General features: G+C 60.6%; 2 protein-coding genes and 1 tRNA gene. 2 read left to right on the top strand and 1 reads right to left on the bottom strand.

Features of this window, described 5'->3' with window-relative positions; translation table 11 throughout:
* Both EOA29_RS38810 and EOA29_RS38815 read left to right on the top strand, forming a co-directional pair.
* Positions 1-184, top strand: a 184-nt coding sequence (locus EOA29_RS38810; protein WP_148669400.1) for an HAD hydrolase-like protein, incomplete at its 5' end; no start/stop codon positions are given.
* 125 nt (positions 185-309) lie between these two features.
* Positions 310-384, top strand: a tRNA-Val gene (locus EOA29_RS38815).
* A gap of 69 nt (positions 385-453) precedes the next feature.
* Here the strand turns inward: EOA29_RS38815 and EOA29_RS43935 are convergent.
* Positions 454-579 (bottom strand): hypothetical protein, encoded by a 126-nt coding sequence (locus EOA29_RS43935; RefSeq protein WP_281061149.1) that lies wholly within the window; start codon positions 577-579, stop codon positions 454-456.
* Positions 580-720: the final 141 nt, after the last annotated feature.

Below are 720 nucleotides of genomic sequence, written 5' to 3' on the forward strand. Positions count from 1 at the left end.
CCTGATGGTCGGCGATTCGCAGACCGATATCGACACCGCCAAGGCGGCCGGCATTCCGGTGGTGGCGGTGGATTTCGGCTATACGGACCGCCATGTGCGCGAGTTCGAGCCGACTTTGGTGATCTCGCATTTCGACACGCTGACGCCGGATCTTGCCGAGCGGCTGATCGCGGCGGCGCGCTGAGTTCCGGCTTTTCCGGCCTGCCGGGGCCTAGGAAAATTCGATCTGAAGATCGTCGGCACATTGCCTTGACTTCGCGCGCCCGCCTCCCTTATATCGCGGCTCGCTTCGGCCTTCGGGCAACGAGCGGGCGATTAGCTCAGCGGGAGAGCACACCCTTCACACGGGTGGGGTCGCAGGTTCAATCCCTGCATCGCCCACCATCCAACTGTCTGAGAATGTTGGATGGTTTGGCCCTGCGAAATCTTTCCAAATCTGGACGCTGCTGACGCTCAGATCAGCCCTCGGCGCACGTTCAAATGCGTCACCGCCGTCACCAGTATGGCTCCGGTCATGAAGTAGAGCGTGGCCAGGATGTTGCCGTGGTGGAAATGAATGCCGGCGAACAGCAGGGCCATTACGACGGCAAGAAATGCGATGATGCGCGAGAATTCATCGGGCATGGGGCGACCTGTGGAACGTGACGTGGATGGCCGCCCTCAATCGGCCGAGCGCTCAATAGAGCGGTTTTTCGATTTCCGCAATCTCGAAGCCATGGC

Source organism: Mesorhizobium sp. M1E.F.Ca.ET.063.01.1.1 (assembly GCF_003998155.1).
Lineage (GTDB): Bacteria > Pseudomonadota > Alphaproteobacteria > Rhizobiales > Rhizobiaceae > Mesorhizobium.